This is a genomic window from Massilia sp. MS-15 (assembly GCF_020176695.1).
Classification (GTDB): domain Bacteria; phylum Pseudomonadota; class Gammaproteobacteria; order Burkholderiales; family Burkholderiaceae_D; genus Telluria; species Telluria hydrophila.
Window position 1 is genome coordinate 124,744 of the sequence record NZ_JAIWIA010000018.1, and the last position, 24,986, is coordinate 149,729.

A 24,986-nucleotide genomic window follows, 5' to 3' on the forward strand; every position below is an offset into this window, starting at 1 on the left:
CGCGATTGGAGTAACCTCGTTTGCCCTGAAACCAGCGCAGCGAGGAGCATCCGATGCCTAGCAAACCTTCCGAGAACGCGCCGCAGGATGGCCTGCAGATTCCCGTGATCGAGGAACAGCTGGCCGTCGGCACCCGCGTCGTCGAAACCGGCCGCGGTGTACGCATCCACAAAACGGTCTCGCAGCAAACGGTCACCATCGATGAGCGCCTCATGCGCGAAGAGGTGGACGTCCGGCATGTCCCGGTGGACCGGATCGTCGCGCTGGAAGAGGCACCTGCAAGCCGCTACGACGGCGATACGCTGGTGGTGCCGGTCCTCGAAGAAGTGCTGGTGGTGGAACGCCGCCTGCGCATCAAGGAGGAACTGCATATCACCCGCGTCCGGCACGAGGAGCACTACCACGACACGGTTCCGCTCAAGGCGGAACGCGTCGAGGTGGAACGCTTCGACGAGGCCGCGCCTTCCGCATCCGATACCCACCAATGATGGAGGAACGATCATGCAACATACTCTGGTAGCCGTTTTCGACAACAACACCGACGCGCGCAATGCGATGGACGAGCTGCTCGCGGCGGGCTTTCCGCGCCAGGACGTGCGCATGTCCGGCGACAGTAGCGCCGGCATCAGCGGCAGTGCGACTTCCACCACCACCACCACGTCCGCCACGACCAGCGACGCCGACACCGGTATCGGGAGCAGCATCAGGCACTTCTTCAGCGACCTGTTCGGCAGCGACGAGGAGGAAACCCGCCGGATGAGCCGCTACGAAGGGGCTGTCAGCGGCGGCAAGTGCGTGATCACCTTGAGCGCCGATTCGCTGCCGGAAGTCGAACGTGCCGCCGACATCGTCGAGCGCTTCGGCCCGGTCGACATCGACGAGCACTCCGACCAGGTCGTCGCGATGGCGTCCAGCGGCGCCATGCTGCAGGGCAGCCAGAGCCGCATGCAGTCCTACTCGGCGTCGGCGCAATCGGGCACCACCCAGCAGCAGGGCAGCATGGCGGGCGCCTCGCTGCAGCGCGACACCGCGATGGAAGCCGGCCGCGCCCATGCGACCCGGTCGGACGCGACCCGGTCGGACGCGACCCGGTCGGACGCGACGCGATCGATACCCGTTGTCGAAGAACAGCTGAAGGTCGGCAAGCGTGAAGTGCAGCGAGGCGGCGTGCGCATCTTCTCGCGTGTCGTCGAGACCCCGGTGGACGAGAGCGTGACCCTGCGCGAGGAGCACGTCGACGTGCAGCGCCGCGCTGTCGACCAGCCGATCAGCGCGGCCGATGCCGACGCCTTCAAGGAGCAGAGCATCGAAATGCGCGAAACCGCCGAGGAGGCTTTCGTGCAGAAGTCTGCCCGCGTCGTCGAGGAAGTTACCGTCGGCAAGCATGTTAACCAGCGCCAGGAGCAGATCCACGACACGGTGCGCCACACCGAGGTCGAGGTCGAGCGGCTTGGCGGCATGGACAACGACCGCGATTACCGCGACCACTTCCAGACCAATTTCGCCTCCAGTGGCGCCGCCTACGACGACTATGCACCGGCCTATACCTACGGGTCGCAGATGCGCAGCCGGTATGCCGGCCGCCAGTGGGACGAGGTGGAAAACGACCTGCGCACCGACTGGGATACGCGCAGCCGCGGTGGCGCATCGACCTGGGAAAAGATGAAGGCAGCCGTGCGTCATGGCTGGGATCGCATGACCGACGACGACAGCACCAACCGTCGATACTGAACCTGTGTGCGACTTCCCGAACGGCGCTGCGGCGCCGTTTTTTCTTTGCGTCCGGCGCGCCTCTTCAAGCGAAGATAACCTCAGGAAAAAAGCTTTCCACTCCGGCCCGGCATGCGCGCGCGCGCGCATCCGTGATTGATGTAATCTCAACTTATTGGCTGACGGCGAGGCCTTTGAATTCACCATTACGGAGGAACGACCATGCAACATACCCTTGTAGCCGTGTTCGACAACCGGACCGACGCACAGAACGCGATGAACGAGCTGATGTCCTCGGGCTTCTCGCGCGACGAGGTCCGGCTTTCCAACGCGGATCCTACCGGCATGACCGACAGCACCACCGGCCGCAGCGATACCCTCGGCGAACGCCACGACGACGACACGCTGGCCGATGGCACCGGCCTCGGCATCGGCGCCAGCATCAAGCACTTCTTCACCGACCTGTTCGGCGCCGACAACAGCCCGCAGGCCAGCAGGTACGAAGGCGCCGTGACGCGCGGCCACCACGTGCTGACCGTGCGCGCCGACTCGCTGCCCGAAGTCGAACGGGCCGCCGACATCGTCGAGCGCTATGGGCCAACCGACATCGACGAGCAGGCCTCCGGCAGCGGCGCGATGGCGTCGGGCACGATGGGCACGATGGGTCCGGGCATGTCTGAATCGATGCGCATGAGCGGCGCCGGCGGCATGCAGCAAAGCGCGTCGATGGCGGCCCAGTCGGGCACCGGATCCAGCCTCGGCGCAGGCAGCGCCGGAAGCATGGGCACCAGCACGGGCATGAGCGGCAGTAGCGGCAGCGCCACCGCGGGCGCGGCCACCGGCATGGGCGCCGCCGCGGCAGCGGGCGCCAGCAGCCAGCTCGACAACCCTGGCGACCGCAAGCTATTCCAGCAGCAGTCGCTGAACCAGGCCGAGCCGATGGGCACGACCTACCAGGAACCCCAGGGCAGCAGCGGCCTGGGCGCCACCGGCGGCACCTCGCTGCAGGGATCGACGCTGCGGGAGAACGCGGTGCAGGCCTCGTCCCTGGACGGCACCCAGGGCAGCTCGCTGCAGGGCTCCTCGCTGGAAGGCTCCGCGCTGCAGGGTGCCAGCGGGTCGATGCAGCGCGATACTGCCATGGGCGGCGGCACGGGCGGCGCCAGCAGCTTGACCGAAAGCCAGCGCGGCAGGTCGCGCATCTATTCGCGCGGCGCCGATACCGGGTCCAGTGGCCGCAGCCTCGACATCGGCAGCAATCTCTTTGGCGACGATGACGACTACTACCGCAACCACTTCCTGGCCAACTACCAGGACGAGGACTACGAGCGCATCAAGCCCGCTTACGCCTACGGTTCGGAAATGGCGCGCAGCGACAAGTACCGCGGCCGCCGCTGGGACGAAGCCGAGAGCGAGCTGCGCACCGACTGGGATGCGCGCCATGGCAGTTCCGGCACCGCCAGCGCCGCTGGCGCGGCCATCGGCAGCACCTGGGAAAAGATGAAGTCCGCCGTGCGTCGCGGCTGGGACCGCATGACCCTGGACGACGACGAGGACAGCTACTACCGCAGCCACTATGACACCCACCTGAGCAGCTCCGGCATGGACTACGACAGCGTCAAGCCGGCGTACACCTATGGCGCCGACATGCGCAAGAGCGAGCTCTATCGCAACCGGCCATGGGACGACATCGAGGGCGACATGCGACGTGGCTGGGATTCGCGGATCAGCGCCGGCACCGGCAGCAGCGCCACCACCACTGCGTCCGGCGCCGGCGCCGCCATCGGCGGGGCCTGGGACCGCATGAAGGCGGCCGTGCGCCATGGCTGGGACAGGATGACCGAGGACGACGACAACGCCTACCGCAGCCACTGGAACGCCACCTACAGCACCGCGCAGGATGCCGGCAGCTACGACGACTATAAGCCGGCTTACGCCTACGGTACCGAGATGGCGCGCAACGAGCGCTATCGCGGCCGCCGCTGGGACGAAGTCGAGAACGATCTGCGCAGCGACTGGGATACCCGCTATGGCGGCGGCCAGTCGACCTGGGAAAAGATGAAGTCCGCCGTGCGCCACGGCTGGGACCGGGTCACGTCGTAAGCGGGCCGCGACCGGCCACCCGGCTGAGGTAAGAAAAAATCGGCGCCCAAGGGCGCCGATTGCATGTCCGCCTTGCGGATTACTGCGCGAAGGCCTCGGCCGCCGGGTTGATTTTCACCGCTTCCGGACGGATGCCCAGCTTCAGGGCGCCGATCTGCTTGTCCTCGTCGAGCAGCGACTGCGGTTTCTGCGCATCGTAGGTGATCGGCGAGAAGGCGTCGCTGACCAGCTTGTCCTTCAGGCCGGCCGCATCCTTGGTGATGATCACCGCCGACAGGTTCTTGCTCGACAGGTGCTTCCGGATCGCGGCATTGACGTCGGCCACGCTCAGCCTGGCCAGCGCCTCGCGCATCATGCGCGTGAACTCCGGCGTACGGTACCACTGGGCATCGAGCGCATAGCCGAGTTGCTGGTCCTGGGTGGCGGTCATCACGAACACGTTTTTCATCAGGTAGTCGCGGGTGGTCTCGAAGTCCTGCTGCGACAGGCCGCCGGAGACCAGCTTGTCCAGCTCGAACAGCGCGGCGCGCAGGGCGAAGTGGCCGTTCTGCGGCGCCACCGGGCGGATCCAGACTTCGAACAGCTGCGCCTTGCGGCCCAGGTTCGGGTTCGGGAAGAACTGGAACATGCCGCGCGGGAAGGCTTCGATGTAGGCGTAGTCGCCGTAGTTCAGGCCGCGTTCCTCGCGGATGCGCTGGTACAGACGGGCGCTCGAGGCGCGGTGCTCGCCCAGCCAGGTCTTGGCCAGCCACAGGGCGGCGAAGTCGGGGTGCGAACGGGTCACCTCGATCGGCAGGCCGAACGAGATCGCGGTGGCGCGGGTATTCTTCTCGATGATTTCCACTTCCAGGCCGTTGGGCATGCGGCCGCGGAGCGGCGGCGTGGCCGGCAGGCCGGCACCGGCCGGCAGGCGGGCCAGCGCGCCCTTGAGCGAAGCCACCATCGCATCGCTGACGTCGCCCGAGATGCCGACCCGCAGCGCGCCCTGCTGGTAGGCCTGGCGGTAGAAGCTCTTCACGTCGTCCAGCGTGATCGCGTCGATGCCCTTGGCCGTGCCCAGCACCGGGTGGCCGTAGGGCGTACCGGCGAAGACATTCGCCTGCAGCCTCTCCTTGCCAAACTCTTCCTCGTTATTGTCCTTCAGGTCGAGCACCAGGGCGTTCTTCTGTGCGTCCTTCAGGCGCCGGAAGTCTTCCTCGCGGAAGCCCGGATCGACCAGCAGCGGCAGCGCAATGCCCAGGTACTGGTTCCAGTTGTCCTTGTGGGTCGAGCCGGTAAAGGTGGTCATCTCCTTGTCGGTCTGCTCGCTGAAGCTGGCCGCCAGCGGGAACAGGGCCTTGGTCACCTCGTCGATCTTGCGCTCGCGCGAACCGCTCGCGGCCACCATCGCCGCGGTCAGCGCGGCCAGGCCTTCCTTGCCCTTCGGGTCGTGGGCGGAACCGGCCGCGAACAGCAGCTTGAAACGGATCTGCGGCAAGGCCGATTTCTGCACCAGCACGTCGAAGTGCGCAGGGGAACCGGCGGCCTTCGCCCCTTGCGCGGCATCGGCCAGCTTCGGCAGGGTGCCGATGGCGGCCGGCAGGGCCTCGTGCGACAGGGTGGTGACCACCATCGCATTGTCCACCAGGTACTTGCGGGCCGCGGCCTGCAGGTCGGCCGGGGTCAGGCTGTCGACCACCCGGTAGTAGCGGTTCAGGGTGCCGTAGGAGCGCTCGAAGTGCACATAGGAGGCGAGGGTGGAGGCGATCGCCTCGGTATTGTCCAGCGAACGGATCAGGCCATACTTGTTGGCCGACTTGGCGTCGGCCAGCGCACCGGCGGTCACCGGCTCGTCGCGCAGCCTGGCCACCGTCTCCAGGATGGCGTCGCGCACGTACAAGGCGTCCTGCGGCTTCTTCACGCGCGCGCCGATGGTGGCCAGGGTCGGGTCGACCCGGTTCGGTACGAAGTCGAACAGCTGGTCGACCTTCTGTTCGTCCTGCACGAGGCGCTTGTACAGGGAGGAAGTGCGGCCGAAGCTGAGCGAGAGCAGCATCGACAGCGCGGCCTGGTCCTTCTGGCGGTCCGAGAAAGCGGGGGCGCGGAAGGCCACCGTCACCAGCGGCAGGGTCGGCGTCTGCCAGGCCACATGCCGGTACTGCGCGCCCTTCGGCGCCGGCTCGGCCGGCCCGTTCGACTTGAAGCTGCCGCGCTTCCAGGCACCCCAGTACTTCTCGACCATCGCCACCGCCTTGGCCGGCTCGACGTCGCCGGCGATGATCACGGTGGTGCGCTCGGGCCGGTACCAGCGGTCGAAGAAGACCTTCGAGTATGCATACTGGTTCGGCATGTCCTCGATGTCCTTCAGGAAGCCCATCGTGGTGTGGCGGTAGGTGTGGGTGCTGAAGGCGGCCTCGCGCTGGACCTCGAACAGCTTTTGCATCGGATTCGCGCTGTTCTTGTTGTATTCGCCCAGCACGGCGCGCGACTCGGTCTTGAAGGCCTCCACCGGATAGGACAGGTGCTGGAAGCGGTCGGCCTCGACCTTCAGCACGGTTTCCAGGTCTTCCTTGGCGAAGGTGGTGTAGTAGTTGGTCAGGTCGTCGCTGGTGTAGGCGTTCTGGCGCGCACCGGCCTTGGTGATGATGGCCTGGTACTTCTCCGGCGGATAGGCCGGGGTGCCGCGGAACATCATGTGTTCGAAGAAGTGGGCAAAGCCTGACTTGCCCGGTTCCACCTCGTTGCGCGAGCCGGTCTGCACCGGGATGTGCACCGAGACCAGGTTCGGGAAGCCGGTCGGCACCACGATCACCTTGAGGCCGTTCGGCAGGGTCTTTTCGCTTGCCTTGAAGGGCAGGACGTCGGCGCCGGCCGGCGCGGCGGCGGCCGCCTTCGTCGCCGGGGCGGCCATGGCGTGGGGGGCGAAGGCGAGCAGGGCTGCCAGCACAGCGGCCGGCATGGACGTCGCGAAAGGCGGCCGCGACAGGGTGGTTGTCAACACGTTCTCTCCTTTTGGGAATATTACTATCCGTCAAGGATAGATGATCCGACAAGGAAAGAACAGGGGCCGCCTTCAGGCCGCTTCGCTCAAGGGAAGGCTGATGCGGTTGCGGCCAAGGTGCTTGGCGCGGTACAGCGCGGCGTCCGCGGTTGCCACCAGCTCGCTGGCGGCGCTGTCCGGCCCCGCGATCGCGGTGGCGGCGCCGATCGATACCGTCACATGGCCGCCGGGGGTACTCGAGGGCAGGCACAATTGTTCAACCCGGCAGCGGATCCGCTCGGCAACGATGGCGGCGCCCTTGAGCGACTGGTTCGGCAGGATCACGGCGAATTCCTCGCCCCCATAGCGGGCCACGAGGTCGGTGGCCCGCATCTCGGCGGCCACCGCGCGCGCCACCCGCTTCAGGCAGTCGTCGCCGCCGAGGTGACCGTTGGCATCGTTGTAGGCCTTGAAATTGTCCACGTCCACCATCAGCAGCGAGAGCGGCTGTTGCTGGCGCAGGGCCCGGGACCATTCGGACTGCAGGGTGTCGTCGAAGCAGCGCCGGTTGGCCAGCCCGGTCAGGCCGTCACGGGTGGCCAGCTTCTCCAGTGCCACCTGGGCCATTTTTTCCTCGGTCAGGTCGCGCAGAGTCTGGACCACGGCCATCAGTTCGCCATCGGCGCCGGAGATCGGGCTGGCGTCGGCCGCCAGGTAGCGGCGGCGCCCGGCGCACGGCATGTCGAACCAGCTTTCCACGCTCAGGCCGGCTGCTCCCTCGGCCGTGCCGCCCGCCACCCCGTGCGGCAGGATGCTGCGCTGCGCTTCGCGCCGGCGCTGCAGCACCAGGTCGGCCAGGGTCGGGTGCCGGTGCTGGAAAAAACTGCGCCAATGCTCGGCCGTACCCAGCACGTCCCGGGCTGGAACCCCGGTCAGGCCCTCGCAGGCGCGGTTCCAGATCATCACCCGGCCCTCGGAATCGAGCACGAATACCGGAACCGACAGGGTGGCCACCAGTTGCCCGACGAAGGCCGCGTCCCTCACGGCGGCGGGCGGCATGCTGGATCGGTTGGCGGCTTCCTGGTGCGGTGTGCTGATCATGGTCGTCCTCTGCGGTTCCGGTCAGGCAGCTGGATTGCTGCCAACAGGAAACGATTCTGCTACCGCACAGGCGCGAACTTCTTGATTTTCAGCAATGCGCAGCGATCAGCCTGCCCGAGCCGACCGGTCCGCCGTACGCCGGTCACGCTTGTTCAATCCGATGGAGCCAGCCTGCGCGCGGGAAGCGTTGCGCATAGCACCGTGCCGCCGCGCCGGCCCGCTTCCAGGCTCAGCCTGCCGCCCAGGGCCGCGGTACGTTCCCGCATGCCGTCGACGCCGCGGCCGCGGCCGGTCGCGGACTCGGACCCGCCGGGCCCGATTCCATCGTCCTCGACGCGCAGCACGGTCTCGCCAGCTGCCTCCACCAGCGAGACCCTGACCATGCTCGCCTGCGCATGCCGTCCCACATTCGACAGCGCTTCCTGCAGGACGCGGAACAGGACCACCTCGCTCTCCGGGTCGCAGCCGCCCTCGGATGCCAGGCCGGCATCGAAACGATAGTCCAGTCCGTGCAGGCGGGCAAACTCCGCCACGTGGCGCTCGGCGGCCTGGCGCAGACTCTGGCCAGGGGCGATCGGACGCAAGTCGCGAACGGCCGTTCGGACCGAGCGCAGCGCGGCGTCGAGGGTGCCGATCGCCTGGCTCAGCTTGTCGAAGAGGACGGCGGAGGTGCCACGCACCGCCGCCTGCTGGAGCGCCAGTTCGACCCGCAGCGCGAGCAGGCGATGGCCCAGCTCGTCATGCAGGTCGCGCGCGATGCGGGCCCGTTCGGCTTCGCGTACGGACTCCTGCTGGCGGACCAGGCGGCATAGCACCTCGTGGCTGCCTGCCAGGGCGGCCTCGGCCTCGGCACGGGCGCCGCGCTCGGCCTGCAGCTGGCCGTCCAGGGCAAGGTAGCGATCGTGCGCGGCCTGGGCGCGGCGGTGCAGCAACAGGCCAAGGGCGGCGACAGCCAGGACCAGCAAGGTGGCCAGCGGCAACTCAGGCAGGGCGGCGCGCAAGCTGTTCCCGGCCAGGCTGGCAGCTGGCAAAGACACCGCGTCGCCCGGATGGGCAGCCACCCACGCTGGCGCGCCAATTAGGAATAGAGTGAACATGGTACTGGCATCCTTCTTACAGGCATTCGGAAGATTCCGTACGACCTTAGCGCTGCTTCGGCAAGTTAATCTTGCTTCTTCTCAACTTTTCAAGCGGTGGACCCGCGGGAGCGCTGCCGGCCCCCTCGTGTTGCGGGGATGGCGCGGGCGCCCGGGGGCAAGGTATAATGGAAGGTTGACGAGAGGCATACCGTGACTTACAGCATCAAAGAGATCTTCTACACCCTGCAGGGCGAAGGCGCCCACGCGGGGCGGCCCGCCGTGTTCTGCCGTTTTTCCGGCTGCAACCTGTGGACCGGCCGCGAAGCGGACCGCGCCAGCGCGGCGTGCAGCTTCTGCGACACTGATTTCGTCGGCACCGACGGCGAGCGGGGCGGCAAGTTCCGCGACCCGGACGCGCTGGCGGCCGAGATCGATGGCCTGTGGCCGGACACCCATGCTGCCAGCAAATATGTCGTGTTTACTGGCGGAGAACCGCTGCTGCAACTGGACGCTGCGCTGATCGCGGCCATGCACGCGCGCGGCTTTACGATCGCGATCGAGACCAATGGCACACTGCCAGTGCCGGACGGCGTGGACTGGATCTGTGTCAGCCCGAAGATGGGCTCGACGCTGGTCGTCGGCCGCGGCAACGAGATCAAGGTCGTGGTCCCGCAGGCCGGCCAGGACCTGGCCGCCTACGAAGGACTCGACTTCGAGCACTTCTACGTGCAGCCGATGGATGGCCCGCTGGCCGCCCACAATACCCGCATGGCGATCGAGACCTGCCGCCGCAACCCGAAGTGGAAGCTCAGCCTCCAGACCCACAAACTCCTGCAAATTCCCTGAATCCCAGATTTCCTGTCTCCGAGCTGACATGCTGACCATTACCCGCAAGCTGGAATTCGATGCCGGCCATCGCATTCCCGACCACAAGAGCCAGTGCCGCAACCTGCACGGACACCGGTATACCCTTGAGATCACCCTGACCGGCGCCGTCATTGATGTCGAAGGCAATTCCGACAACGGCATGATCATGGATTTTTCCGACGTCAAGACCCTCGCCAAGCAGCACCTGGTCGACGTCTGGGACCACGCCTTCCTGGTGTACGAAAAGGATGACCAGGTGCGCGAGTTCCTGGCCTCGCTGCCCGGCCACAAGACGGTGGTCATCGATTGCATCCCCACGGTCGAGAACCTGGCCCGGGTCGCCTTTGGCATCCTGAAGACCGTGTTCACCGACCGCTACGGCACCGGCCTGCGCCTGCACAAGCTGGTGCTGCACGAAACCCCGAACTGCTGGGCCGAAGTCAGCGATGCCTGAGATAGTGCCCATGCCGCCGCCCGAGGCCGGGATGGAGCCGGAGCCGGAGCCGGAGGGCGCACGCTACATGCGCCTGGCCCTCGAGCAGGCCCGGCTGGCCTGGGCCGAGGGCGAGGTGCCGGTGGGCGCCGTCGTGGTCAAGGACGGCGAAGTCATCGCCAGCGGCTACAACCAGCCGATCGGGCGCCACGATCCCAGCGCCCACGCGGAAATCGTCGCGCTGCGCGCGGCCGCCGACAAGCTCGGCAACTACCGGCTGCCGGGTTGCGAACTGTATGTCACCCTGGAACCCTGCGTGATGTGCTCGGGCGCGATGATGCACGCGCGCCTGGCGCGCGTGGTGTACGCGGCGCGGGACCCCAAGACCGGCGCCTGCGGCTCGGTACTCGACCTGTTCCAGGAAGCACGGCTGAACCACCATGCCGAAGTCCGTGGCGGCCTGCTGGCCGACGAGGCCGGCGCGATGCTCAAGGCCTTTTTCGCCGAGCGCCGCGCAGCTGCCCGCAAGCTGCCCCAGGCGGGGTGAGCGCCGGACCCGCCCGCGGCGCGTCCCATGTTTGCTTGCATGCCAAACCCAGCGCATAATCGTGCAATATCCTGCTGGATGTTGACATTCGCGTAGGTGCCACCCTGGGGAGACATGCCATGCCTGCTTTCACCAAACAATGGTTGCTGGATACCGGTTTCGCGGAAGTCCCCACATACTGGCCCGCCGAACCAGGCGACATGCTGTTTCGTGTGTTTGGCGACAAGAAGAAACTGCTTGGCGCCTGCTATTCGTTCGAAGTGCCGCGCTGCGTGTCGGAGGCGGAGTGGGATGCGAATATCGTCAAGTGGGACAATCTGTGTCGGTATGTCGCCAGGTTCAGGGTACTCGGCCATATTCCGATGTGGGTCGGCCGCATCGATCAGGATTTCTCCCGCCATGGGAGGGAAGAAGGGGTCGGCCCGGTCATCGGCGGCAATCCCCATGCGGTGCAGGCCTGGATGGAGCCCACGCAAGCCAACTTCATCAAGCTCGAACTCGTCGAGCCCGTGCGCCTGCTGCTGCAGGACAGGACGGTCGTGGCGAACCGCCATCCCAACCAGGTTCACTGAGACGCCGGTCGGGCGCCCGCCGCGCCATTGCCAGCCCGTGCGCAATGGTGTGCCAGCAATCTCGTAAGATTGGTCGTACGGCAGGACGAGCGCCGCCGATCTTGCGAAGGTGATATGCTGCTTACAAGTCGACCAAGCCTTGGCACAGGCTGGCGCCGACCCAAACTCCGATCAGCTGCCGCCGCGCCCAAGCCGGCGCCGAGATTGCCGCCATGCCTACGCTGAACGCCAACGGAATTCGCATCGCCTTCGACACTGCGGGCGACCCCAAAGCTCCGCCGCTGCTGCTGGTGCATGGGCTCGGGATGCAGCTGAGTGCCTGGCCCGATGAAGTCGTCGAAGGCCTCGTCGAACTCGGCTTCTATGTGATCCGCTTCGACAACCGCGATTGCGGGCTATCCACCAAGTTCGAGGGAGCCGGTGTTCCCAACCTGACCCTGGCCTGGCTCAAGTCGCGGCTCGGCTGGCCGCTGCGTCCCGCTTACCGGCTCGAGGACATGGCCGAGGACGCGCTCGGCGTGCTGTCCGCGCTCGGCGTGGCGCGCGCCCATGTGGTCGGGGTCTCGATGGGTGGCATGATCGCCCAGATCCTCGCGGCCCGCCATCCCCGGCGCATCCTGAGCCTGACCTCGATCATGTCGAGCAGCGGCCGGCGTGGCCTGCCCGGCCCGGAGCGCAAGGTGGGCAAGCTGCTGCTGCGCCGGCCGGCCAATCCGGCCGACATCGAGAGCATCATCGACCACGGTGTGGACGTCATGCGCGCCATCGGCAGCCCGGCCTATCCGACGCCCGAACGGCTGCTGCGCAAGCGGGTCGCACGCTCGGTGCGGCGTAGTTATTGCCCGGGCGGCATAGCGCGCCAGATGCTGGCCATCGCCGCTTCCGGCGACCGCTGCGCCCAGCTGGCCGCCATCGGCGTGCCGGCACTGGTGATCCATGGCGCCGCCGACCCCCTGGTGCCGCCCGCCTGCGGCGAGGATACGGCAAGCCGCATTCCCGGCGCCCGCCTCGAGATCATCGAGGGCATGGGCCACGACCTGCCGCCGCAGCTGGTCGAACGGCTCCTCGCCTTGATCGACGCCCACGCCAGGGGTAAGATGTTGCCGGATTCGACACCACGCTTATTCGTCAAGCAATAGTCGTCACTCACACCTCCTACACAGTGATCACCCAACAAATCGGCATCGCCATCGTGGCCCCGGCCGGCCAGGCGCTCGACCCACGCGCGGTCGAGCGCGGCGTGGCCCGCCTCGAACAGCACGGCTGCCTGGTCCACAATTATTACGAACACGGCGCCGCCCACCAGCGCTTCGGCGGCAGCGACGAGGGCCGCCTGGCGCAGTTGCAGGCGGCGATCGCCGATCCCGACATCCAGCTCATCATGGCGGTGCGTGGGGGCTACGGCTGCTCGCGCCTGCTGCCACAGATCGACTACGAGGCCCTGGCCGCGAGCGGCAAGCTGGTGGTCGGTTTTTCCGACATTACCGCGATCCACATGGCCCTGATGGCGCGCACCGGCGCGCTCAGCTATGCCGGCCCGATGCTGGCCGTCGATTTCGGCCTGCCCGAACCGGTGCAGTTCACGCTGGACGACTTCTGGCGCTGCCTGTCCGGACCGGGCCACTTGATCAGCGAGTCGGTCGCCGGCAACCCGCGCATCCAGGAAGAGGGCAGGGTCTGGGGCGGCAACCTGGCGATGGTTGTCTCGCTGCTCGGTACGCCGTATTTCCCGCGCATCGAAGACGGCATCCTGTGGGTGGAAGACGTGGCCGAACACCCCTATCGGGTCGAGCGCCTGCTGCTGCAACTGCACCATGCGGGCGTGCTGGAGCGCCAGCGCGCCCTGGTGCTGGGCGATTTTTCGGGCTACCAGCTGGCACCGAACGACAATGGCTACGATTTCGCCAGCATGCTGGCCCACCTGCGTGCGACGCTGCCGATTCCGGTCCTGACCGGCCTGAGCTTCGGCCACATCGCGCGCCGCGTCACCATTCCCTTCGGCGCCCAGGGCCGGCTGGTCTCGGATGCCGAGGGCTTCCGCCTGGCGCTGTCGGACTACCCGACCCTGCGCAGTGCCTCCGCCCAGCCGTGAAGGCATGACAGGGGCGCCGGTGGCCTTTGCCATGGGAGAAATGGTAGAATCACGGGTTATCCGGCAACACCGTTGCTAACTCCGCTTCTAAAGGTTTACTAGTGCTATCCACTGCCAATATCACGATGCAATTCGGCGCCAAGCCGCTATTCGAGAACATTTCCGTCAAGTTCGGCGAAGGCAACCGCTACGGCTTGATCGGCGCCAACGGCTGCGGCAAGTCGACCTTCATGAAGATCCTGGGCGGCGACCTCGAACCTTCGGCCGGCAACGTCAGCCTCGATCCGGGCGAGCGCCTCGGCAAGCTCCGCCAGGACCAGTTCGCCTATGAAGATGTGCGCGTGCTGGACGTCGTCATGATGGGCCACACCGAGCTGTGGAACGCCATCTCCGAGCGCGATGCGATCTACGCGAACCCGGAAGCGACCGACGAAGACTACATGCGCGCCGCAGACCTGGAAGGCAAGGTCGCCGAATACGACGGCTACTCGGCCGAAGCGCGCGCCGGCGAACTGCTGCTCGGCCTGGACATCGCCAGCGAGCTGCACCAGGGCCCGATGAGCGCCGTGGCGCCCGGCTGGAAGCTGCGCGTGCTGCTGGCTCAGGCCCTGTTCTCGAATCCGGACATCCTGCTGCTCGACGAACCGACCAACAACCTGGACATCAACACGATCCGCTGGCTGGAAGACATCCTCAACCAGCGCAACTCGACGATGATCATCATCTCGCACGATCGTCACTTCCTGAACCAGGTCTGCACCCACGTGGCCGACATGGACTATGGCACGCTGAAGGTGTACCCGGGCAACTACGACGACTACATGCTGGCCTCGACCCAGGCACGCAACCAGCAACTGGCGAACAATGCCAAGGCCAAGGAAAAGGTCGCCGAGCTGCAGGACTTCGTGCGCCGCTTCTCGGCCAACAAGTCCAAGGCGCGCCAGGCGACCTCGCGCGCCAAGATGATCGACAAGATCAAGATCGAGGAATTCAAGCCGTCCTCGCGCGCCTATCCGTTCGTGCGCTTCGAGGGCGAGAAGAAGCTGCACCGCCTGGCGGTGGAGACCGAAGGCCTGAGCAAATCCTACGATCGCACGCTGTTCAAGAACTTCTCGATCATGGTCGAGGCGGGCGAGCGCATCGCCATCATCGGCGCCAACGGCGCCGGCAAGACGACGCTGCTGCGCTGCATCGGCGGCCAGGAGATCACGGGCCTGGCGGCCGACCAGGGCCGCGTCAAGTGGGCCGAGAACGCCAATGTCGGCTACATGCCGCAGGATCCGACCGAGGAATTCGCCGGCGGCGAGAACCTCACCGACTGGATGGGCCAGTGGACGCAGGAAGGCGACGATGACCAGGCCGTGCGTTCGATCCTGGGCCGCCTGCTGTTCGGCGGCGACGAAGTCAAGAAATCGGTCAAGGTGCTGTCCGGCGGCGAGAAGGGCCGCATGATGTACGGCAAGCTGATGCTGGGCCGTCACAACGTGCTGCTGCTCGACGAACCGACCAACCACATGGACATGGAGTCGATCGAGTCGCTCAACATCGCCCTCGACAAGTACGCCGGCACCATGATCTTCGTCTCGCACGACCGCGAATTCGTGTCCTCGCTGGCCACCCGCATCCTCGAGATCCGCGCGGACGAGATCGTCGATTTCCGCGGCAACTATGAAGAGTACCTGACCAGCCAGGGTATTGCCTAAGCTGTCGTAGGGTGGGCGGCTTCGCCGCCCACGCGTTCAAAATACGTCATGTTGGCCCGCGCAGCGGATGGCATCCGTGCGTTGGACGCGTGGGCGGGAGACCCGCCCACCCTACGGTCCAGGGCTCAAGGGAGACAAGCCTTATGATTACCGCACCCATCAAGACTTACGAATACGACCGCCCCCAGGTCGGCGAGGCCTGCACCATCAACCCGGCAACCGCCGAAGCGTGGGCGCGCGTCCCCGCGACGCCGACCGCGAGTGAAAAGGCCGAACTGAAGGACCGCATCAGACGCCTGCTGAAGGAACGCGACGCGGTGCTGGTCGCCCACTACTATGTGGACGCCGAGCTGCAGGACCTGGCCGAGGAAACCGGCGGCTGTGTCTCCGATTCGCTCGAGATGGCGCGCTTCGGACGCGACCACCCGGCCCGGACCCTGGTCGTGGCCGGGGTGCGCTTCATGGGCGAATCGGCCAAGATCCTGAGCCCGGAAAAGACCATCCTGATGCCGGACCTGGACGCGACCTGCTCGTTGGACCTGGGCTGCCCGGCCGATGAGTTCGCGGCCTTCTGCGACCAGCACCCGGACCGCACCGTGGTGGTGTACGCCAACACCTCCGCCGCGGTCAAGGCGCGCGCCGACTGGATGGTGACCTCGTCGATCGGCCTGGACATCGTCCGGCACCTGCATGCGCAGGGCAAGAAAATCCTGTGGGCGCCCGACCGCCACCTGGGCGCCTACATCCAGAAGCAGACCGGCGCCGACATGCTGCTGTGGCAGGGTTCCTGCCTGGTGCACGACGAATTCAAGGGCGTCGAACTCGACCTGTTGAAGAGCGAGTACCCGGAGGCGAAGGTGCTGGTCCATCCGGAGTCGCCGGCTTCCGTGGTGGCCCAGGCCGACGTGGTCGGCTCCACCACCCAGCTGATCGACGCCGCCGTGAAGCTGCCGGCGACGACCTTCATCGTCGCCACCGACAACGGCATCCTGCACAAGATGCGCGCGGCGGCGCCGGGCAAGCACTTCATCGAGGCCCCGACCGCCGGCAACAGCGCCACCTGCAAGAGCTGCGCGCACTGCCCATGGATGGCCATGAATGGCCTGAAGAACCTGGCGGACGCGCTCGAGACCGGCGCCAACGAAGTGCTGGTCGACCCGGAAGTCGGGCGCCAGGCCAAGCGCGCGATCGACCGCATGCTCGATTTCGCGGCCGCCAAGAAGGCCAGTGCCCTGCCCAGCGGCGCCCTGGAGCACAACACCCAACTGTTCAATGGAGTAGGTCCCGCATGACGACGCTGCGCAATCCGCACGACCAATTCGACGAGAAACTGCAGTCGGCCTTCGAGGCCAATATCCTGGCGGCGCTGCTGGAAGACGTCGGCACCGGCGACCTGACCGGCAAGCTGGTGCCGGCCGACACCCGGGTGCGGGCGCGCGTGATCGTGCGCGAACAGGCCGTGCTGTGCGGCGCGCCCTGGTTCGAGGGCGTGATGCTGGCGGTGGATCCGGACATCGCGATCGACTGGCAGTATGCGGAAGGCGACCTGATGGCGACCGATTCCGTGGTCTGCCACATCGAAGCCAGCCCGCGCTCCCTGCTCACCGCCGAGCGCGCGGCCCTCAACTTCATGCAACTGCTGTCGGGCGTGGCCAGCGCCACCCGCCGCTACGTCGACCTGATTGCCGGCACCGGGGCAGCCATCCTCGATACCCGCAAGACCCTGCCGGGCCTGCGCCAGGCACAGAAATACGCGGTGCGCGTCGGCGGCGGCCAGAACCAGCGCATGGCGCTCTACGACGGCATCCTGATCAAGGAAAACCATATCGCGGCTGCGGGCGGCATCCGCGCCGCGCTGGACGCGGCGACGGCCCTGGCCTCGGGCGCCCCGGTGCAGATCGAGGTCGAGAACCTGGACGAGCTGGAGCAGGCGCTGGGCGCCGGCGCCCAGTCCATCCTGCTCGACAACTTCGACCTCGGGATGATGCGCGAGGCGGTGCGCATCAACGCCGGCCGCGCCCTGCTGGAAGCCTCGGGCGGCATCAAGCTGGAAACCGCGCGCGCCATCGCCGAGACCGGGGTCGACCGGGTCTCGGTGGGCGGCCTGACCAAGGACGTGCGCGCCACCGACTATTCGCTTCGGATCGTGGGCGCAGCATGATGGACTGGAGCAGACTGCGTATCGCGACCGGCGCCCGGATCCTGTGGCTGGCCCTGGGCCTGCTGCTGGGCTTGCCAACCCTGGCCAATGGCCTGCAAACCGGCAGCAGCGCCGACCTGTGCTTCGGCATCGGCATGGTGCTGGTCGGCGTGCGGGGCTTCCTGCGTCCCGTGATGTTCGGCAAGGCCGTGCGGATGGAGATGGACCCGCGCACCGCCCAGGTCTCGATCGGCACGCCGATGCTGCACGGCGCCCTGTCGCTGGTGATTTTCCTGGCGCTGGCGGCCGGCATCGCCATCCGCTACGTCCTGAAGGGCTGATCGCCGGCTTCCTGCGGCGGCCGGTTCAGACCCCGCTCTCGCTCGCCCGGGCCAACGCTTCCGCCTCCGGCGAGCGCAGGTGCAGCGGCTCGCCCACCCGGGCGGCGATCGCGTCGATCGCCGCCATTACCCGGTCCGGATGCGCGTAATGGCTCATGTGGCCAACGCCCGGCGCCAGTTCCAGCGCGCTGTCAGGCAGGCGCTCGTGCAGGCGTTCCGACTGGTGACCGGTATCGACCACGCGGTCGCGGGTGCCGGCCAGGATCACGGCCGGCACCTTCAGTTCGCCATAGTGCCGCGACATCGCCAGTGCGGACGGGATCATGAGCGCCGTCTCTGCCGCACTGGCACGCAGCTGACCCGGCCGCAATGCCATCCAGACAGGAAAGGCACGGAAGCGCCCCGGCACCGGCAGCGGCGCGAACATGCGTTTCGCCATCCCCGGCCACAGCAGGCGCGACACCAGCGGCGCTATGGTGTAGCGCAGCAAGTCCCCAAGCAGCGGAACGGCCGGTTGGGTCGAGGTCGCCACATCGAGCCGCATGCTCGGATAGTAGTAGCCCGACAGCAGCACCAGGCCGCGCACGAAGTCCGGCTGCTGCAGGCCCATCGCCAGCGCGACCATCGTTCCCCAGGAATGGCCCAGTACGATCGCGCTTTCCACGCCGAGCTGCGCGAGCGCGCGCAGCAGCAGCGCCGCCTGCTTCTCCGGCGTCCACACGGTGCTGCGCGGGCGCTCGCTGTAGCCGAAACCGGGCCGGTCGAAGGCGATCACGCGGTAATGCGCGGCGGCCTCCTGCAACAGGCCGCAGGTCTCGAAATCCTTTGCATACACCCCATTGCCGTGCAGCATCACCAGGACCGGACCGCTGCCGCGTTCCAGGTAGTGCAGGCGCAGGCCATCGACCTCGACGAAGCGCCCTGCGGGCGGGTTGTCCCGTTCCGCCTGCGCGGCTTTTGCGCGCACGTAGAAGAAGGATGCCGCCAGGCCGAGGCCGGCGAGCAGGGCGCCGCTGTGCAGGCCGCCGCGCGGCTTGCTGGATGAACGTGAAGCAATCACAGGATCTCCCGATGGTCGAGCCGGGCTGTTGAGGGGTCGGCCTGCCGCGCCGGCCCGGCGGCGAGCAGTTCGGCCACATGCGGCAGGATCCGCTCGGCCGATGCTTCGATCTTGAGGGACAGCAACTCGTCGGCGCGTGTGCGCCCGAGGTTGAGCGCGGCAATCGGCTTGCCGGCGGCGACGGCCATGCGGCAGAAGCGAAAGCCCGAATACACCATCAGCGAGGAGCCGACCACCAGCAGGGCATCGGCCGCCTCCATCTGCGCGAGGGCATGGGCGCTGCGCGGCGGCGGGATGCCGTCGCCGAAGAACACCACGTCCGGCGACAGCGTGCCTCCGCATTCCACGCAGTACGGCAGGTGGAAGTGCTCGAGCGCGTCCGGCTCGATCGCGGCGTCGCCGTCCGGCAGCGGCGCGGCGATCGCACTTGCCAGCGCGGGATTCGCTTCGTTCAGCAGGTCCTGGACGAAGGCGCGCGCGAACTGCGCCTTGCAGTGCAGGCAGACCACGCGGTGGATATTGCCGTGCAGTTCGAGCACGGCCTGGCTGCCGGCCTCCTGGTGCAGGCCGTCCACGTTCTGGGTCAGGAGAAAGCCGAAGCGGCCGCCATGTTCGAGTTCCGCCAGCGCGCGGTGGCCCACGTTCGGTACTGCCCCGGCCATGACCGGCCAGCCGACCATGCTGCGCGCCCAGTAGCGCCGCTGGATCGCTTCCGAACGCCGGAATTCCGGACCCTGCACCGGCAGGCGGCCGCGCCGGGTGCCGTCGCGGTCGCGGTAGTCGGGGATGCCGGACGCGGTGGACAGGCCGGCGCCGGTCAGCACCAGCGTGCGCGGATACCGTGCCAGGAAATCCGCCAGCCGCCCGGCATGGTGGTGGACGGTGTAGCCTTCTGCCATTGTGCGTGCTCCTCCCCTGGCAGCGATCCTACCATCCTCGCGCAGCGCGCCCGAACACGATTCCGGGCCGAACTCGTGGCCGGATTGCGGGCCGCGCCCGCACCGGCGCCGGCCGCCCGCTCAGCGGCGCGGCGGCGTCAGGACGCTCGGCAGCGCTTTCGGCAACGTATCGGGGAAGTCGCGCGAGTAGTGCAGGCCGCGGCTTTCATGGCGCGACAGCGCGCTGTTGACGATCAGGGACGCGACCTCGACCAGGTTGCGCAGTTCCAGCAGGTCGTGCGTGATGCGGAAGTTGCGGTAGTACTCGTCGATCTCTTCCTTGAGCAGCTTGATGCGGTGCTGGGCGCGTTCCAGGCGCTTGGTGGTGCGCACGATGCCGACATAGTTCCACATGAAGCGGCGCAATTCGTCCCAGTTGTGGGCGATGACGACTTCCTCGTCCGCATTGGTCACGCGCGACTCGTCCCAGGGCGGCAGGGCAGGGTTCGCGACCGGCGGCGCGGCCGCGATCTGGTGCGCGCAGGCGCGTCCGATCACCACGCACTCCAGCAGCGAATTGCTGGCCAGGCGGTTGGCGCCGTGCAGGCCGGTGCAGGCGGTCTCGCCGACGGCGTACAGGCCGGGGATGTCGGTGCGCCCGGCCAGGTCGGTGACGATGCCGCCGCAGGTGAAGTGCACGGCCGGCACCACGGGAATCGGCTGTTTCGTGATGTCGATTCCCAGCTCCATGCAGCGCGCATGGATGGTGGGGAAGTGCTCCTTGAGGAAGTCCGGGTCCTGGTGGCTGATGTCGAGGTGGACGTAGTCCAGGCCGCGCTTCTTCATCTCGAAGTCGATCGCGCGCGCCACCACGTCGCGCGGCGCCAGCTCGCCGCGTTCGTCGTGGGCCGGCATGAAGCGGGTGCCGGCCGCCGGTCCCGCCTCGGGCGGCAGCTTCAGCAGGCCGCCTTCGCCGCGGATCGCCTCGGTGATCAGGAAGGATTTGGCGTAGGGGTGGTACAGGCAGGTCGGGTGGAACTGGATGAACTCCATGTTCGACACCCGGCACCCGGCGCGCCAGGCCATCGCGATACCGTCGCCGGTGGCGGTGTCGGGGTTGGTGGTGTACAGGTAGACCTTGCCGGCGCCGCCGGTGGCCAGCACGGTGTGCTCGGCCTCGAAGGTCAGCACCTGGCCATTGCGCTCGTCCTGCACGTACAGTCCGTAGCAGCGCGGCTGGCCGACCAGGTGCGGAATGCCGCCATGCAGCGCGCCCTTGCCGGCCAGCTTGTCGGAGGTGATCAGGTCGATCGCGCAGTGGTGCTCGAACAGCGCGATGTTCGGATGCGCGCGCACTTTCTGTTCCAGCGTGACCTGCACCGCGTGGCCGGTGGCGTCGGCAGCGTGGATGATGCGGCGCTGGCTGTGGCCGCCCTCGCGGGTCAGGTGGAAACCGAGTTCGGCCGAGGCGTCGCGGGTAAACGGCACGCCCTGTTCGATCAGCCATTCGATGGCGGCGCGGCCGTTCTCGACGATGTAGCGGGTCGCCGCTTCCTCGCACAGGCCGGCGCCGGCCACCAGGGTATCCGTGATGTGCTGGTCGTGGCTGTCGCCGGAATCGAGGACGGCGGCGATGCCGCCCTGGGCCCAGTTGCTTGCGCCGTCGAGCAGCTCGCGCTTGGAAATGATCGCAACCTTGCGCGTCTGCGCCAGGTGCAGGGCCACCGACAGGCCGGCCAGCCCGCTGCCGACAATAGCGACGTCAAATTTCATGGCAAAGTCTTTGTGCAAAGGTATGACTATAGACGATTTGCCACCCCGGCGTCAGGCCGGCGGGGGGCGGGCATGGTCCGCGACAAGGCCGGGACAGTGTACGCGGCCGCACGGATGGGCCGACCCCGCCGGGCTAGCATCGCGTTTCAACCAACCAGCGAGGTATGCCATGACAGCACCCACCACCCCATCCATGAACGACCAGGCGCACGCGGCGGCCCTGCAGGACAAGATCGGCGCGATGCGCTTCGCCATGTTCACCACGCGCGACGCGCACGGCCACCTGGTCAGCCAGCCGATGACCCGCCAGGAGGTCGATAACGACGGCGGGCTGTGGTTCTACACCCGCACGACCACCGAGCTGTGGGACAACATCGCCCACCAGCCAGAAGTGAACGTCAGCTTCGCCGACAACGACAACAGCACCTACGTGTCGGTCAGCGGCGCGGCCGAGCGCGTGGTCGACCGTGCCCGCATCCGGGAGCTGTGGAATCCAATGGTCCAGGCCTGGTTTCCCGCCGGTCCGGAAGACGAGCACGTGGTGCTGGTGCGGGTGATGCCGCACGCGGCCGAATACTGGGACTCGAACGACAGCAAGATGGTGCGCCTGTTCGCCATGGCGAAGGCGGCCGTCACCGGCTCGACGCCGGACGTCGACGCCGAACACGGCAACATCCGCATGTGATCGCGGCAAGCCAGCGCCGGCCGCGCTTGCCGCCAGCCGGCCGCTGGCTTACATTGCTCCCTACTCAACAGTCATCCGGGAGCCGCATGACCCCGCTCGAAATCGCCGCCAACGCCTGCGTCGCCGTCTCGATCTTCCTTGCCGGGCGCAACAGCATCCACACCTGGTGGACCGGCATCGCCGGCTGCACCCTGTTCGGCCTGCTGTTCGCCGAGCACCGCCTGTATGCGGACGTGCTGCTGCAAGTCTTCTTTGTGGGCACCAGCGTGCTGGGCTGGTGGCGTTGGGCGCGCGGGAAGGCGGGCGCGCCGCTGCCCGTGACCCATGCCAGGCCGCGCACCCTGGCCTGGATGGTGCCGGCCGGGGTGGCCGCGAGCGCCGCCTACGGCGCACTGCTGTTCTACAGCACCGACGCCTACGCGCCCTTCGTCGATTCCGCGGTGCTGGTGTTCAGCGTGATCGCGCAGCTCCTGATGATGGGACGGCGCATCGAGAGCTGGCCGCTGTGGTTGCTGGTGAACACGATCGCCGTGCCGCTCTACGCCAGCCGCGGGCTGCACCTGACCGCGCTGCTGTACGCGGCCTTCTGGGTAAACGCGATCGTCTCCTGGCTCTGGTGGCGCAAGCTGGCGCGGCAGCAGGCCGCAGGGAGCGCGCCGGCCGCCACCGGCGCGGGCAGCGTGGCGCCGGCCCCGGTGGAACCCTGAATCCTGATGGAGGCCGCTGACGGCCCAGGCGCAAGCTCAGGCGGGCGGCAGGTCGGACGCGTCCTGGTTGCCGCCGGTCTCCGGCGTCCCCAGGCCGGTGCCGGTCGGGCTGGCCTGCCGCGCATGGGTGTCCTGCGGACCGCGTGCGGCGTGCGTCATCGCGCTGTCGGCCGTCGCCGGCGCATTGTCGGCTGCGTCTTCCCGCCGGTCCGGCACGGCCGGCCGCCCGTCCGGGGCATTGCGCGTCGCGCCGGCCTGGTTGCGGCTCAATCCATCGCCGCCACTGCCACCGGTCTCTTCCTGGGTTTCATGGGTGGGCGTGGCGCCGCGCTGTCCGCTGGCGGCGCCGCCGACGCCGAGGGTAGTGGAAGGGTCCTGCCCCGGTTCTTGCCCATTGTCTGGATGGTTCATCTTGCGCTCCTTGCTTGCTGGACGCCCATTATGCGGCGGCGGGGCAGGGCGCGGCGCGCGGCCTGGAACGGCTGCGGCCGCGGCCATTCAGCGATAGGACTGGTACACGCTGGCCTTGCCGCCATCCTTGACCAGCAGTACGTCGTAGGCATCCTTGCGCGCGCCTTCCATCCCGGGCGAACCCGCCGGCATCCCCGGCACCGCCAGGCCACGCGCTTTCGGCCGCTCGCGCAGCATGCGCCTGATCTCGCGCGCCGGCACATGGCCTTCGAGCGCGTAGCCGCCGACCCGTCCCGTATGACAAGACCCGTACTGCTGCGGGATGCCGAACTTCTCGCGGTAGTCCGACGGGTTGGCGACGTCCTGCGCCTTGACATGGAAACCTTCGGCTTCGAGGTGCCTGACCCATTCCTTGCAGCAGCCGCAGCTGGAGGTCTTGTAGACCTCGACGACAGGCTGCGTCGCGGGCTGGGCCGCACCGGCATACAGGGGCAGGGACAGCGCAAGGACGGCGCCCGCGCGCGCCAGGGAGAGGAAGTGATACGGCATGGACATCGTCGCTCCTGAAAGCTAGGGAAGAACCGCCATTATGCCGTAGCGTCCCTTGGTGGGTACGCGACCGCCTGTTATACTGTATATAAACACAGTATCTATCGCCGCCATGCCCAGTTTCCATCCGATCGACCTCGACCCCTTGCCGCAGGATTCGCCGCTGCGCCTGGCCGCCAGCGCGCGTGGCGCCGTGTTTCGCGGCATCGCCGACGAGCCGGTCACCGACGCGACATCGGACGCCGAACTGGCGCGCGAATACATCGGCCAGGGCGAGCTGAGCCCGAAATCGGTCGCCAACACCCAGAAGGAGCTGTACCGCTTCCTCACCTGGTGCCGCGAGGAGGCGCGCAAGCGCTTCCAGCAGCTGACCGTGGCCGACCTGAACGCCTACAAGGAATTCATCCGCAATCCGCCGCCGGAATGGGTCTCGGCCACCAAGTGGCCGCGCGCCGATCCGCGCTACCGGCCTTTCTCCGGGCCACTCTCGGACGCCAGCCGGCGCCAGGCCATGATCGCCGTCAAGGGCCTGCTGGGCTATGCCGAGCAGACCGGCTACCTGCGGCGCAATCCGGCGCGCCTGGTGCGCAACGTGCGCGCGGCGCAAGGCAGCCGCATCACGCGCTACCTGAGCCCGCAGGCGATCGCCCATGCGCTGGAGGCGGTGGCGGCGCGGGTGGCCGAAACGCCGGCGGCGATCCGCCAGCGCGAGCGCGACCGCTTCCTGCTGGTCGCGTTCGCCCAGACCGGGGCACGCCTGAACGAGATCGTCGGCGCCAGCATGGGATCGATCTACAGCGAAGGCGATGGCCGCTGGTGGCTGGACGTGATGGGCAAGGGCGCCAGGCCGCGCCGCCTGCCGGTGCCGCCGGCGATGCTGGCCGCGCTGCGCGACTACCGCCTGGCCTTCGGCTTGCCGCCGCAGGCCGGCCGCGCCGACCGCACGCCGCTGGTCCTGTCCAGCCGGCGCGAGGAGCCGGTGCGCATCACGGACGAAGCCGCGTCGGAAGCCCTGAAAGCGGTGTTCATGGCGGCTGCCGGGCGCGCCGCCAGCCAGGGCGACGACGACAGCGCCGCCGCGCTGCGCCTGGCCTCGACCCACTGGCTGCGCCATAGCATGCTCACCAACCACGCCAACAGCGGCGTGCAGCTCAAGACACTGCAGGACACGGCCGGCCACGCGAACATCGCCACCACGGCCGCCTATCTGCACAAGCGCGACCATGAACGCCACGACGAGATCGTCGGTTCCGGCGCGCGCTTGTTGCCCTGAGCG

Annotated in this window: 24 protein-coding genes; 16 read left to right on the forward strand and 8 right to left on the reverse strand. The window is 67.6% G+C overall.

Annotation, left to right across the window (positions count from 1 at the left end; genetic code table 11):
• Positions 1 to 53: 53 nt before the first annotated feature.
• From LCI23_RS08155 to LCI23_RS08165, 3 genes are all read left to right on the forward strand, one after another.
• Entirely contained in the window at positions 54 to 488 is a 435-nt protein-coding gene (locus tag LCI23_RS08155) for a DUF2382 domain-containing protein (protein ID WP_224945956.1), read from the forward strand.
• A 13-nt stretch (positions 489 to 501) separates the two neighbouring features.
• Positions 502 to 1,731, forward strand: a complete 1,230-nt coding sequence (locus LCI23_RS08160) for a YsnF/AvaK domain-containing protein (protein ID WP_224945957.1) — start codon at positions 502 to 504, stop codon at positions 1,729 to 1,731.
• A 201-nt stretch (positions 1,732 to 1,932) separates the two neighbouring features.
• Positions 1,933 to 3,813: a hypothetical protein gene (locus tag LCI23_RS08165; protein ID WP_224945958.1), complete on the forward strand. Its 1,881-nt coding sequence runs from the start codon at positions 1,933 to 1,935 to the stop codon at positions 3,811 to 3,813.
• Positions 3,814 to 3,892: 79 nt separating this feature from the next.
• Here the strand turns inward: LCI23_RS08165 and LCI23_RS08170 are convergent, their stop codons facing one another.
• The 3 genes from LCI23_RS08170 to LCI23_RS08180 form a co-directional block, all read right to left on the reverse strand.
• Entirely contained in the window at positions 3,893 to 6,793 is a 2,901-nt protein-coding gene (locus LCI23_RS08170; protein ID WP_224945959.1) for a pitrilysin family protein, read from the reverse strand.
• A gap of 72 nt (positions 6,794 to 6,865) precedes the next feature.
• Positions 6,866 to 7,831, reverse strand: coding sequence for a sensor domain-containing diguanylate cyclase (locus LCI23_RS08175; protein ID WP_224946038.1), 966 nt, complete (start codon positions 7,829 to 7,831; stop codon positions 6,866 to 6,868).
• Positions 7,832 to 8,025: 194 nt separating this feature from the next.
• On the reverse strand, positions 8,026 to 8,970 hold the full coding sequence (locus tag LCI23_RS08180) for a sensor histidine kinase (RefSeq protein ID WP_224945960.1): 945 nt from the start codon (positions 8,968 to 8,970) through the stop codon (positions 8,026 to 8,028).
• 192 nt (positions 8,971 to 9,162) lie between these two features.
• Between LCI23_RS08180 and queE the strand changes: the two genes are divergently transcribed.
• From queE to LCI23_RS08230, 10 genes are all read left to right on the forward strand, one after another.
• Entirely contained in the window at positions 9,163 to 9,798 is a 636-nt protein-coding gene (gene queE / locus LCI23_RS08185) for a 7-carboxy-7-deazaguanine synthase (RefSeq protein WP_224945961.1), read from the forward strand.
• Between the two features lie 28 nt (positions 9,799 to 9,826).
• Positions 9,827 to 10,273, forward strand: coding sequence for a 6-carboxytetrahydropterin synthase QueD (gene queD / locus LCI23_RS08190; protein WP_224945962.1), 447 nt, complete (start codon positions 9,827 to 9,829; stop codon positions 10,271 to 10,273).
• 10 nt (positions 10,274 to 10,283) lie between these two features.
• On the forward strand, positions 10,284 to 10,799 hold the full coding sequence (gene tadA / locus LCI23_RS08195; RefSeq protein ID WP_374041156.1) for a tRNA adenosine(34) deaminase TadA: 516 nt from the start codon (positions 10,284 to 10,286) through the stop codon (positions 10,797 to 10,799).
• 119 nt (positions 10,800 to 10,918) lie between these two features.
• Positions 10,919 to 11,371, forward strand: a complete 453-nt coding sequence (locus LCI23_RS08200; RefSeq protein WP_224945963.1) for a hypothetical protein — start codon at positions 10,919 to 10,921, stop codon at positions 11,369 to 11,371.
• A 212-nt stretch (positions 11,372 to 11,583) separates the two neighbouring features.
• Entirely contained in the window at positions 11,584 to 12,510 is a 927-nt protein-coding gene (locus tag LCI23_RS08205) for an alpha/beta fold hydrolase (protein ID WP_224945964.1), read from the forward strand.
• A gap of 23 nt (positions 12,511 to 12,533) precedes the next feature.
• Positions 12,534 to 13,463 (forward strand): muramoyltetrapeptide carboxypeptidase, encoded by a 930-nt coding sequence (gene ldcA, locus LCI23_RS08210; protein WP_224945965.1) that lies wholly within the window; start codon positions 12,534 to 12,536, stop codon positions 13,461 to 13,463.
• A 101-nt stretch (positions 13,464 to 13,564) separates the two neighbouring features.
• Positions 13,565 to 15,166, forward strand: a complete 1,602-nt coding sequence (locus LCI23_RS08215) for an ABC-F family ATPase (protein ID WP_224945966.1) — start codon at positions 13,565 to 13,567, stop codon at positions 15,164 to 15,166.
• 143 nt (positions 15,167 to 15,309) lie between these two features.
• Positions 15,310 to 16,458, forward strand: coding sequence for a quinolinate synthase NadA (gene nadA / locus LCI23_RS08220; RefSeq protein WP_224945967.1), 1,149 nt, complete (start codon positions 15,310 to 15,312; stop codon positions 16,456 to 16,458).
• On the forward strand, positions 16,455 to 17,327 hold the full coding sequence (nadC, locus tag LCI23_RS08225) for a carboxylating nicotinate-nucleotide diphosphorylase (RefSeq protein WP_224945968.1): 873 nt from the start codon (positions 16,455 to 16,457) through the stop codon (positions 17,325 to 17,327). Before nadA ends, nadC begins: the two co-directional genes overlap by 4 nt.
• Entirely contained in the window at positions 17,324 to 17,647 is a 324-nt protein-coding gene (locus LCI23_RS08230) for a hypothetical protein (RefSeq protein ID WP_224945969.1), read from the forward strand. Before nadC ends, LCI23_RS08230 begins: the two co-directional genes overlap by 4 nt.
• A 25-nt stretch (positions 17,648 to 17,672) precedes the next feature.
• Here LCI23_RS08230 and LCI23_RS08235 read toward each other — a convergent pair whose 3' ends face one another.
• From LCI23_RS08235 to nadB, 3 genes are all read right to left on the reverse strand, one after another.
• Entirely contained in the window at positions 17,673 to 18,707 is a 1,035-nt protein-coding gene (locus LCI23_RS08235; protein WP_224945970.1) for an alpha/beta fold hydrolase, read from the reverse strand.
• Positions 18,704 to 19,606: an NAD-dependent protein deacetylase gene (locus tag LCI23_RS08240; RefSeq protein ID WP_224945971.1), complete on the reverse strand. Its 903-nt coding sequence runs from the start codon at positions 19,604 to 19,606 to the stop codon at positions 18,704 to 18,706. The genes LCI23_RS08235 and LCI23_RS08240 overlap by 4 nt, the downstream gene beginning before the upstream one ends.
• Before the next feature lie 120 nt (positions 19,607 to 19,726).
• Positions 19,727 to 21,358, reverse strand: coding sequence for an L-aspartate oxidase (gene nadB, locus LCI23_RS08245; RefSeq protein ID WP_224945972.1), 1,632 nt, complete (start codon positions 21,356 to 21,358; stop codon positions 19,727 to 19,729).
• A 169-nt stretch (positions 21,359 to 21,527) separates the two neighbouring features.
• On the opposite strand from nadB, the gene LCI23_RS08250 reads away from it, so the two are divergent.
• Together LCI23_RS08250 and pnuC are read left to right on the forward strand one after the other, a co-directional pair.
• On the forward strand, positions 21,528 to 22,043 hold the full coding sequence (locus LCI23_RS08250) for a pyridoxamine 5'-phosphate oxidase family protein (RefSeq protein ID WP_224945973.1): 516 nt from the start codon (positions 21,528 to 21,530) through the stop codon (positions 22,041 to 22,043).
• Between the two features lie 86 nt (positions 22,044 to 22,129).
• Complete coding sequence (gene pnuC, locus LCI23_RS08255; RefSeq protein WP_224945974.1) at positions 22,130 to 22,750, forward strand: nicotinamide riboside transporter PnuC; 621 nt, start codon at positions 22,130 to 22,132, stop codon at positions 22,748 to 22,750.
• A gap of 36 nt (positions 22,751 to 22,786) precedes the next feature.
• Here pnuC and LCI23_RS08260 read toward each other — a convergent pair whose 3' ends face one another.
• Positions 22,787 to 23,161, reverse strand: coding sequence for a hypothetical protein (locus LCI23_RS08260; RefSeq protein WP_224945975.1), 375 nt, complete (start codon positions 23,159 to 23,161; stop codon positions 22,787 to 22,789).
• Between the two features lie 87 nt (positions 23,162 to 23,248).
• Positions 23,249 to 23,716, reverse strand: coding sequence for a DUF411 domain-containing protein (locus LCI23_RS08265; protein WP_374041154.1), 468 nt, complete (start codon positions 23,714 to 23,716; stop codon positions 23,249 to 23,251).
• Between the two features lie 106 nt (positions 23,717 to 23,822).
• Here LCI23_RS08265 and LCI23_RS08270 point away from each other — a divergent pair, with 106 nt between their 5' ends.
• Positions 23,823 to 24,983 carry a tyrosine-type recombinase/integrase gene (locus LCI23_RS08270; RefSeq protein ID WP_224945976.1) on the forward strand — a complete coding sequence of 387 codons (1,161 nt, stop codon included), beginning with the start codon at positions 23,823 to 23,825 and terminating at the stop codon, positions 24,981 to 24,983.
• Positions 24,984 to 24,986 lie beyond the last annotated feature (3 nt).